The following is a 9,954-nucleotide window of genomic DNA, read 5'->3' as shown; positions in this document are numbered from 1 at the left end:
CCCTATGCCCACCAAGGCCGTTTCCGATGCCAGTTTCCAGTCCGACGTGATTGAGGCCGACAAGCCCGTGCTGGTCGATTTCTGGGCGGAATGGTGCGGCCCGTGCAAGATGATCGGCCCGGCGCTGGAGGAAATCTCCGACGAGTTGGCGGGCCAGCTCGATATCGTCAAAATCAATATCGATGAAAACCCCGATGCCCCCACCAAATATGGCGTGCGCGGCATTCCCACGATGATCCTGTTCAAGGGCGGCGAAATTGCCGCGACCAAAGTGGGCGCTGCGCCCAAGAGCCAGCTCAAGGGCTGGATCGAAGGGGAGCTGTAAGGCCTTTTTCCCTGTCTTTGTTCCCCTGCGGAAGCAGGGGGCCAGAGTCCCAAAGAATCATACTTCGTTGCCCTGGACCCCTGCTTCCGCAGGGGAACAAGACAATATGCTATGCAATCAGCACAATATCTCTGCCGCCCTGTCCCACATGCGCGGTGAGGATGCGCCGAGCAGGCCGGTGCGTCTGTCGCCGATGATATAGGGTGTGCCGTCGCGGCGGGCGAGCCTGCCGCCCGCTTCGTTCAGGATCAGTGCGCCGGGCGCGTGATCCCACGGGTGCGAGCGTTCAAACAAAGATATGTCGTTCTGGCCGAGGACAAGGCGGGGATATTGCTCTGCGGCGCAGCGCGGAATGTCCACCAGGGTGAGCTTTCCCTCGGCGCGGACGGCGATATCAGCGCGCTGTTCCGCGCTGAGAAAATAAACGGCGAGCGCGGCGATGGGCAGGTCGGCACCGCTTTCCCGCGCGATGATCCGTTCCTCGTCGATAAAGGCGCCGCCACCCAGCGCCGCATGGCACATCCGGCCGGTCAGCGGATCGAGTATCCAGCCCGCCTGGATGATCCCGTCATCCACCAGCCCGATCATGATGCCGAAGGGCGGGCGACCCGCCGCGAAATTGCCGGTGCCGTCGATCGGGTCGATGATCCACTGAAGCCCCCGGCCCGCGGCGTCGAGAACCGAAGGATCGGCGGCGACGGCTTCCTCGCCGATGACGCCTGCTTCGGGCAGGATCCGCAACAGCCCTTCGTGCAGGCGCAGTTCGCTTTCCTTGTCGGCGATCGTCACATAATCGTCCGCTGCTTTTTCCTCGATCTCGTCCTGCGCCAGATTCTGATAGCGCGGCAACACGACCTCCGCCGCGACCGTTTCCATGAGCGCGGCGACAGAGCGGTACAGGGCGTGCATGGTGAGGGTCAGCTCCGATAATCGGCGTTGATGGATATGTAGCCGTGGGTGAGGTCGCAGGTCCATACGGTCGCGCGGCCATCGCCCAGGCCAAGATTGACATCGATGGCGATGTCCCGCCCCTTCAGATGCGCAGCGACGGGCGCTTCGTCATAGCCATCGACAGCGAGACCGCAGCGCGCCACCTCTGTCCCGCCGAAACGGATCGAGAGCCGGTCGCGGTCGGCCGGTTCCCCCGCCTTGCCGACCGCCATGACGATGCGACCCCAATTGGCGTCCTCACCCGCGATCGCGGTCTTGACCAGCGGCGAGTTGGCGATGGACAGGGCGATCCTGTGCGCGCTGGTATCGCTCGTCGCACCGTCCACAGTGATTGTGATGAATTTGCTGGCCCCTTCGCCGTCGCGCACCACCAGATGCGCGAGCTGACGGCACAGATCGGCCAGCGCGGCGGCGAAAGCGTCCGCACCTGCATCCTCGAAGCTGGCGAGCGGGGCGTTGCCCGCCGCCCCGGTGGCGAAGGCGAGGACGGTGTCCGACGTCGAGGTGTCGCTGTCCACCGTGATGCAGGAGAAGCTGCTGCGGTTGGCACTGGCGAGCAGGCTTTGCAGGAAGGGCGCATCGACGGCGGCGTCGGTGAAGATATAGCCCAGCATGGTTGCCATATCCGGCGCGATCATGCCGGACCCCTTGATGATGCCGACCAGGCTGACGGTGCGACCGTCCACCACCGCCTGCGTCACCGCAGCCTTGGCAAAGGTGTCGGTCGTCATGATCGTGGCGGCGGCGTCTTCCCAGCTACAGGGCGGTGCGGCGAACGCGGCGTCCAGACCGGCTTCCGCCTTGTCGATAGGCAGCGGCACGCCGATGACGCCCGTCGAGGAAATGAACACGTCGCTGGGCACGCAATCGAGGTGCCGGGCGACGCGGGCGGCGATGGCCTCCACGGCGGCACGGCCGCGATGGCCGGTGAAGGCGTTGCTGTTCCCCGCGTTGACGACCAGCGCGCGCGCCTGCCCGAGCGGCAGGGCGTCGCGGCACCATTCGACTTCGGGCGAAGGGCAGAGGCTTTGCGTCGTGACGCCCGCAACGGCGGTGCCGGGGGCCAGCTCGACATAGGTCAGGTCGCACCGGTCCCATTTCTTGTACTGCGCGCGGGCGATCCGCAGCGTGACGCCGCCGATATCGGGCAGGGCAGGGAAAGCGGCGGGGGCAAGGGGCGAACGCTCTGTCATCGGCAGGCGCATAGCGGAAAAGCGGGGCGGTTCAAAGGGGTGAGACGGGCGGTCCGATATCCTGCAAAGTTGCGTAAGTTGCGGCGTTGAACAGCGCGGAAATCCGCCGTTTCTGCGAAATGCTGTTGGAGATGTTGGAAACGCGGGGTTTGGGGGTTTTGCATGGCGGTGGTGGTGCCATGATTAAGGGATGTAGGACAGGGTTTGGGGGTTTTGCATGGCGGTGGTGGTGCCATGATTGGGGGGTGTAGGACAGGGTTTGGGGCGTTGCCCACCCTGGCGCACGTCATCCTGACGAAGGTCAGGATCCATTGGTGCTTAGATCGCGCGCTTGCGGGAGTGCTGAGCTAATGGATGCTGAAACAAGTTCAGTATGACGAGGAAGACTTGGATTACTTCTCCCCTCCTCTTCAGGCGAGGGGCAGGGGGTGGGGAATGTAGGCGCGGCAACAGCCGTATTTGTGTTCGCTGGACTCCCCCACTCCAACCCCTCCCCTGAAGGGGAGGGGCTTTATACCGCCTCTTCAGATATCCTGCGCGATCCTTGCGTAGAGATCCGGCCGCCGGTCGCGGAAGAAGCCCATGCCGGCGCGGTGTGTGCGGGCGGCGGCCAGGTCCAAGGTGGCGACCAGCGCGCCATGTTCGCGCGCGTCGGCATCGGCGATGAGGTCGCCCCATTCGTCGCTGATGAAGCTGTGGCCGTAGAAGGTCTGCTGTGTCCCGTCGGCCTCCGCCTCCGTGCCGATCCGGTTGGCGGCGATGACGGGCATGCAGTTGCTGACTGCATGGCCCTGCATCGCGCGCCGCCACATGCGGCTGGTATCGAGCGTGGCATCATAGGGTTCCGAACCGATCGCAGTCGGATAGAACAGCATTTCCGCGCCCATCAGCGCCATGACGCGCGCGGACTCGGGATACCATTGGTCCCAGCAGATGCCGACACCGATGGTGCCATATTTCGTTGGCCAGACCTTGAACCCGCTGTTGCCGGGGCGGAAATAATATTTCTCCTCGTAACCGGGGCCATCGGGAATGTGGCTCTTGCGATAGACGCCCATGATCGCGCCGCCATCTTCGATCATCGCGAGCGAATTATAATGATGCTGCCCGTCACGCTCGAAGAAACTGGTGGGGATGTAGATTTCCAGCTCCTTCGCAAGGGCCTGCATCGCAAGGACGGCGGGATGGCTTTCCACCGGTTGCGCGCGGGCGAACAGCGCCTCGTCCTCTACCCGGCAGAAATAGGGGCCCTCGAACAGCTCGGGCGGCAGGACGATCTTTGCCCCGCGCGCCGCCGCCTTGCGCACATGCGTTTCGACATGGGCGATATTCTCGTCGATATCGTCGGTCAAGGCGAGCTGGAGGGCGGCGACGGTGACTTGGGTCATTCTTTCCTGGCTCCCCTTAAGCGGAAGGCATCTGCTGGCTGGAGCAGTGGAAGCTGCCGCCGCCCGCCAATATGGCATCGCTGCGCAATCCCACAATGTCCCGGCCGGGGAAGAAGGGGCGCAAGGCATCAAGCGCAGCCTGATCGTTGGCGCGGCCGTAGAGCGGCACCACCACGGCGGCGTTGCCGATGTAGAAGTTCATATAGCTGGCGGGGATGATTTCGCCATCGGCCTTGACGCAGCCCGGCGAGGGCATGTCGCACACATCGACCCCATGCGCCTTCGCACGGGCACGGGCATCGGCGTAGACCGCGGCATTGGGATCGTCCGCATCGGTCGCGACCGGCAAGGCGAGCACGCCGGGCGCGACGAAGCGGGCGAGATTGTCGACATGGCCATCGGTATGATCGTTAAGGAGACCATCGCCCAGCCAGAGCATGTCGGACAGCCCCAGGCTGCCCGCCAGCAGCGTCTCGATCTTCCCCTTGTCCAGATCCGGGTTGCGGTTGGGGTTCAGCAGGCATTGTTCGGTGGTGACGAACAGGCCGGTGCCGTCGGTATCGACCGCGCCGCCCTCGAATATCCAGGGGGCGCTGGTGACGGGCAAATCGGCCTGCGCGGCGAGGCGCGCGCCGATATCCTCATCCCCCGCCATCACATATTTGCCGCCCCAGCCGTTGAAACCGAAATCGACGAGCGCGCGGTGTGTGCCGTCATGGACGCAGATCGGGGCAGTATCGCGCAGCCAGATGTCGCCGTGCCGTTCGGTCTGGACGATCACGCCGTCGCCGACCAGCGACCGGGCGATGGCGGCATTGGTGTCGTCCGCCGCAACGAGCCGCACCTGCTCACCCCGCCCCCCGGCATGCACCGCGTCGGCAAAGGCGGCAATCTGCCGCTGGGCATCGGCGAGCGTTGCGGGCCATTCATTGGCGTCGCCGGGAAAGCCGATCCACACCCAGTCGTGCGGTGCCCATTCGGCAGGCATGCGATAGGTCATGGGATGCTCCGCTGTATGTGCTGGCCCTTTATCGCGCATCGCATGCCCTGTCGAAGGGCTTTTTTCTTTGCCGGATCGGCTTGAAAAAATTCAAGTCTATGGCACTTTCGCGCGGGGCAAAGAGCGGGGAAACATGCAGTCCTGTTACATCATGATCGGCGCGGCGTTCCTAGGCTGCGCGTCACCGTCATTGGCGAGTGCAAACGATGCCGATACGATGGCAACGAGGTTCGGTGCGAGACAATCAGTAGTCGATGCGAGCCTCTCCCCCGATGGTCGAATGCTGGCGTTCGTTCAGCCCATGGCCGGACAAGGCGCGGCCGTTTATATTACCGATCTCAGCAAAGAGGGGACAGTCGGGGCGACGCCGGTGCTGGTGGCCGAAGGCAAGCCGGACCGTATCGAAAGTTGCAAATGGGCGTCGAACAGTCGACTGTTGTGCAACGTTTATGGCATTAGTCAGCTCGACAATACCGAAATTGTCTATGTGACGCGTATTGTGGCCGTCGATGCCGACGGCAAAAATCTCATCATGTTGCGTAACAAAAGAGGGTCGGGAACGGCGCTCGGCTACAGCCTGTTCGGTGGCGAAGTCATCGACTGGACAGCAGCGGAGGACGGCCATGTGCTGATGATGCGCGAATATGTTCCCGAGACGACAACGGGCACGCGGCTTGGCCAGACGGACGAGGGCATAGGGGTAGACGATGTCGATACCCGGACATTGCGCACAATTCAGCGCGAACAGCCCAAACGCGACGCCAGCGACTATATCTCCGATGGGACGGGAACAGTTCGTATCCTGGCGATGCGACCCCGGACTGTCGATGGCTACTCGAAGAACGTCACCCATTACAGCTTCCGCAAGAAGGGTTCCCGAAACTGGGAACCGCTGAGCGTGGTTGACGATGGTGGGAACGGCTTCATCCCTTATGCGGTCGATTCGACGCTCGACGTCGCTTACGGCTTCAAGCGGGTGGACGGCAGGCTCGCCGCATTTTCCATGAAGCTCGACGGCAGCGGAACGCAGACGCTGCTTTTCGCACATCCACAAGTCGACATAGACGGCTTCGTGCGGATAGGGCGCAATCGTCGCGTCATCGGCGTAAGCTACGCCACGGATCGTCGCGAAGTCTTTTACATAGACGAGAAGCTGGCGAAGCTGGCCGCGGCCCTGTCGAAGGCGTTGCCCAAACTGCCACTTGTCCGCTTCATAGATTCTTCGCAGGATGAAAGCCGATTATTGCTTTGGGTAGGCAGCGACGTCGATCCCGGTCGCTATTATCTGTTCGACAAGGCAGGTAACCGCTTGGAGGAACTGATCTCGGATCGGCCGCAGCTTGCTGGGGTGGCGTTGTCCACGGTGCGGGCGGTCAGCTATCCCGCCACGGATGGAACGATGATCCCGGGCTATCTGACGTTGCCGCCGCAGATTGCCGATGCCGCCGCTGCCAAGCGCCTGCCCGCGATCGTCCTGCCTCATGGGGGCCCAGGGGCTCGCGATGAATGGGGGTTCGACTGGCTTAGCCAGTTTTATGCCAATCAAGGGTATGTCGTGCTGCAACCTAATTTTCGTGGGTCTTCAGGCTATGGCGACCAATGGTTTCAGAAGAACGGATTCCAGAACTGGCGAACCGCCGTCGCGGACATCGATGCGGGAGGGCGCTGGCTGGTGGCGCAGGGCATCGCCGATCCCGCGCGGCTTGCCATTGTGGGCTGGTCCTATGGCGGCCATGCCGCGTTACAATCCGCGGTGGTCGACCCCGGGTTGTTCAAGGCCGTGGTTGCAATAGCGCCTGTAACGGATCTCGACCGCCTAAAGGAGCAATGGCGGAACTGGAGCAATTACCAGAATGTCAGCGCGTTCGTGGGAAATGGGCAGCATATCGAGGAAGGGTCGCCTGCGCGCCATGCCAAGGCGTTCGCGGTGCCTGTCATGATGTTTCATGGTACCGTCGACAGGAACGTTGCCGTTGGTCATGCGCGCCTGATGGATGCGCGGTTGAAGAAGGAGGGGGCATCATCGACGCTCGTAATCTACGATGGGCTGGATCATTATCTTGATGACAGCAATGCACGCGTCGATATGCTGAAAAAAAGTCACGCGTTTCTCAAGACAGCATTGGGTCAGTAGAACCAAAAAAAGGCGGTTTCCGTGGTGGAAACCGCCTTTTTTGGTTCGTTTGAAAGTGCCGGTCAGCGCGAGTAGAACTCGACGACCAGATTGGGCTCCATCTTTACCGGATAGGGCACTTCATCCAGCGTGGGCACGCGGACATAGGTGATCTTCGCGGCGCCATCCGGAGCGATATAGTCGGGAATGTCGCGCTCGGGCAGGCTCTGTGCTTCCATCACCAGCGCCATATCCTGCGCCTTCTTGCCCAGCGTGATTTCGTCGCCCGGCTTCACCAGACGCGAGGCAATGTTGCACTTCACGCCGTTCACATAGATGTGGCCGTGGCTCACGATCTGGCGCGCGGCGAAGATGGTCGGCGCGAACTTGGCGCGATAGACGACCGCGTCAAGGCGGCGTTCCAGCAGGCCGATCATGTTCTGGCCGGTGTCGCCCTTCATCCGGGCGGCTTCGACATAGGACTTCTTGAACTGCTTTTCGGTCACATCGCCGTAATAGCCCTTCAGCTTCTGCTTGGCGCGCAGCTGAATGCCATAGTCGGAGACCTTGCCCTTGCGGCGCTGGCCGTGCTGGCCGGGGCCATATTCGCGCTTGTTGACGGGCGACTTGGGGCGACCCCAGATGTTCTCGCCCATCCGGCGGTCGAGTTTATACTTGGCGCTCTGGCGCTTAGACATAGAGTATCCTTCAATTGCTACGACGTCGGCCATCCGCTGTGGATGGCGTTCCTCCCGGTCCTCGCGCCGACACGGCGATGCGTGGCGGGGCCACTGCTTCACCGGGGTGCAGGGCCAATTGCGAAGGCGCGGCTATGACGGCGCACGCGCAGCATGTCAACCCTGTCGCGCCCTCTCGACAGTGGCCCTGCCAGTGCATAGGGGAAGGCATGGCTGACCTATTTTCCCCGGAAGACTGTATGACCATGGCGCAGGTGCGCGCGGGTGTCGATGCCTTGGATGCGCGCATCGTGGCGCTGCTGGCCGACCGCTTCGCCTATATGCGCGCCGCCGCCCGCATCAAGCCCGACCGTGCCGATGTGCGTGACGAGGCCCGCAAGGGGCAGGTGATTGCGCAGGCCGCGGCGGAAGCCGCGAAGCTGGGCATACCCGCAGACGCGATCGCAGCGATGTGGGAGACGCTGGTGGAAGCGTCGATAGACTATGAAATGGTGGAGTTTGCGCGGTTGAAGGGATAGGTCGGGTTCGCGCGGAGACGCCGAGGCGCGGAGAGAATATCCATTCAGGAAAAAACCTTCGACAGTCTTTGCGGCTCCGCGTCTCTGCGCGAAGGTGAACTTCACGCCTGACCGCGCGGGCGATCCTTGGCGAGGGCGGAAAGGACGCCGCGCAGGGTGCGGACTTCCAGGCTGTTCCAGCCCGGCTTTGTGAGGACACCGCGCAAGGTGCGTTTCGTCGCCGGTGTGCGATCGGGCGGGAAGAAATAGCCCGCGGCATCGAGCATATTTTCAAGCTGAACGATCATGCCCTCCAGCTCTTCCTGCGGCGCGGGCACGCCAAGATCGTTCACGGTGGGCGAGGCCAGCGACACACCCTTCGACCATTCATAGGCGCACAGGATGACGGCCTGCGCGAGATTGAGCGAGCCGAATTGCGGGTTGATCGGTACCGTCACGATCGTGCGGGCAACGGCCACATCATCGGTTTCGAGGCCAGAGCGTTCCGGCCCGAACACCAGGGCGCTGCGCCCCGGCGTGCTGTGGATTTCGCGGGCGGCCGCTTCCGGCGTCACGACCGGCTTGGTGACGCCGCGCTTGCGCACGGTGGTGGCATAGACATGCGCGCAATCGGCCACGGCCTCGGCAAGACTGTCGAATATCTGCGCACGCTCCAGCACGATGTCCGCGCCGGCGGCGGCAGGGCCGGCATCGGGATTGGGCCAGCCATCGCGGGGAGCGACGATGCGCATCTCCGTCAGCCCGAAATTGAGCATGGCCCGCGCGGCCTTGCCGATGTTTTCGCCCAGTTGCGGGCGGACAAGGACGATGAGAGGGGGGAGGGGGTCTGAAGGAACGGGCTTTTCTTCATCCGTTCGCCCTGAGCGAAGTCGAAGGGCCGTCCCGAGCGGAAGCGAGGTGCCCAAGGTATCGGCATGGCGCTTTGGCGTAGCGGCTTTCTTCAACCGATCCCAATTTTCAGCAATCAGGGCTTCTTTCTTTTTCCTCGACCACCCTTTTATCTGGATTTCGGCGGACAGGGCCTCCGCGCGTGTTGCGAATGCTGCCGACCACATGAGTTCGACAGGACGTTTGTCGTGGGTGTATCCCCTGATCTCACCGGATTGATGCTGGGCGATACGGCGGTCCAGATCATCGGTATGGCCTGTGTAATAAGACCCGTCGGCGCACCTTAGAATGTAGGTGTGGAAGCTCATCGCGGCTTTTGGCCTCTCTGCGCTCGGCCTGGCCCTTCGACTTCGCTCAGGGCGAACGGAAGTGTGTAACCGCCCTCACTCACCGCCTACTTCCTTCACCGTGCTCGCGAAATCCTCGAAATCGCGGGCTTCGCCGAAATCCTTGTAGACGCTCGCGAAACGGATGTAGGCGACGCTGTCGAGACCCTTGAGGCCGTCCATCACCATTTCGCCGATGGTCTTGGCCTCCACTTCCGTATCGCCGCTGGTTTCGAGCTGGCGCTGGATACCCGACACGAGCTTCTCGATACGCACCGCGTCGATGGGGCGCTTGCGGCAGGCGATGCCGATCGAGCGGGCCAGCTTGTCGCGCTCGAAGGGTTCGCGGCGGCCTTCGCTTTTCAGGACCCAGACTTCGCGGAGCTGAATGCGTTCGAACGTGGTGAAGCGCGCGGCGCAGGCTTCGCACTGGCGTCGCCTGCGGATCGCGCCATTGTCTTCCGTCGGGCGGCTGTCCTTTACCTGGCTGTCTTCATGGCCGCAAAAGGGGCACCGCATTACGCAAACTTACCTTTTCCGTTCGGGCTGAGCGT

At 62.7% G+C, this 9,954-nt stretch carries 10 protein-coding genes; 3 read left to right on the top strand and 7 right to left on the bottom strand.

Features of this window, described 5'->3' with window-relative positions; all coding sequences use genetic code 11:
• Positions 1-4 precede the first annotated feature (4 nt).
• Positions 5-325, top strand: coding sequence for a thioredoxin TrxA (gene trxA, locus ENE74_RS10420; RefSeq protein WP_127690876.1), 321 nt, complete (start codon positions 5-7; stop codon positions 323-325).
• A 117-nt stretch (positions 326-442) separates the two neighbouring features.
• Here the strand turns inward: trxA and ENE74_RS10415 are convergent, their stop codons facing one another.
• The 4 genes from ENE74_RS10415 to ENE74_RS10400 all read right to left on the bottom strand — a co-directional run bounded on the left by ENE74_RS10415 (position 443) and on the right by ENE74_RS10400 (position 4,857).
• The gene (locus ENE74_RS10415; RefSeq protein ID WP_127690875.1) at positions 443-1,234 is read right to left on the bottom strand and encodes an inositol monophosphatase family protein; all 792 of its coding nucleotides are present in this window, start codon (positions 1,232-1,234) and stop codon (positions 443-445) included.
• 8 nt (positions 1,235-1,242) lie between these two features.
• Positions 1,243-2,469 carry a bifunctional glutamate N-acetyltransferase/amino-acid acetyltransferase ArgJ gene (gene argJ / locus ENE74_RS10410; RefSeq protein WP_127690874.1) on the bottom strand — a complete coding sequence of 409 codons (1,227 nt, stop codon included), beginning with the start codon at positions 2,467-2,469 and terminating at the stop codon, positions 1,243-1,245.
• Between the two features lie 524 nt (positions 2,470-2,993).
• Positions 2,994-3,857, bottom strand: coding sequence for an N-carbamoylputrescine amidase (gene aguB / locus ENE74_RS10405; protein ID WP_127690873.1), 864 nt, complete (start codon positions 3,855-3,857; stop codon positions 2,994-2,996).
• 16 nt (positions 3,858-3,873) lie between these two features.
• Positions 3,874-4,857, bottom strand: a complete 984-nt coding sequence (locus ENE74_RS10400) for an agmatine deiminase family protein (protein WP_127690872.1) — start codon at positions 4,855-4,857, stop codon at positions 3,874-3,876.
• A 217-nt stretch (positions 4,858-5,074) separates the two neighbouring features.
• On the opposite strand from ENE74_RS10400, the gene ENE74_RS10395 reads away from it, so the two are divergent.
• Complete coding sequence (locus ENE74_RS10395) at positions 5,075-6,991, top strand: alpha/beta hydrolase family protein (RefSeq protein WP_241241939.1); 1,917 nt, start codon at positions 5,075-5,077, stop codon at positions 6,989-6,991.
• Positions 6,992-7,053: 62 nt separating this feature from the next.
• Here the strand turns inward: ENE74_RS10395 and rpsD are convergent, their stop codons facing one another.
• Positions 7,054-7,668: a 30S ribosomal protein S4 gene (rpsD, locus tag ENE74_RS10390; protein ID WP_127690871.1), complete on the bottom strand. Its 615-nt coding sequence runs from the start codon at positions 7,666-7,668 to the stop codon at positions 7,054-7,056.
• Positions 7,669-7,877: 209 nt separating this feature from the next.
• Between rpsD and ENE74_RS10385 the strand changes: the two genes are divergently transcribed.
• A complete protein-coding gene (locus ENE74_RS10385; RefSeq protein WP_127690870.1) occupies positions 7,878-8,186 on the top strand; it encodes a chorismate mutase in 309 nt (102 codons plus the stop codon).
• A gap of 101 nt (positions 8,187-8,287) precedes the next feature.
• On the opposite strand, the gene ENE74_RS10380 is transcribed toward ENE74_RS10385, so the two are convergent.
• A complete protein-coding gene (locus tag ENE74_RS10380) occupies positions 8,288-9,382 on the bottom strand; it encodes a TrmH family RNA methyltransferase (protein ID WP_127690869.1) in 1,095 nt (364 codons plus the stop codon).
• Between the two features lie 75 nt (positions 9,383-9,457).
• Positions 9,458-9,919 carry a transcriptional regulator NrdR gene (nrdR, locus tag ENE74_RS10375; protein WP_127690868.1) on the bottom strand — a complete coding sequence of 154 codons (462 nt, stop codon included), beginning with the start codon at positions 9,917-9,919 and terminating at the stop codon, positions 9,458-9,460.
• Positions 9,920-9,954: the final 35 nt, after the last annotated feature.

The organism is Sphingobium algorifonticola (genome assembly GCF_004005485.1).
GTDB lineage: Bacteria > Pseudomonadota > Alphaproteobacteria > Sphingomonadales > Sphingomonadaceae > Sphingobium > Sphingobium algorifonticola.
The sequence above is the reverse complement of the archived record's forward strand: the minus strand, read 5'-3'. Positions and strand labels throughout refer to the sequence as shown.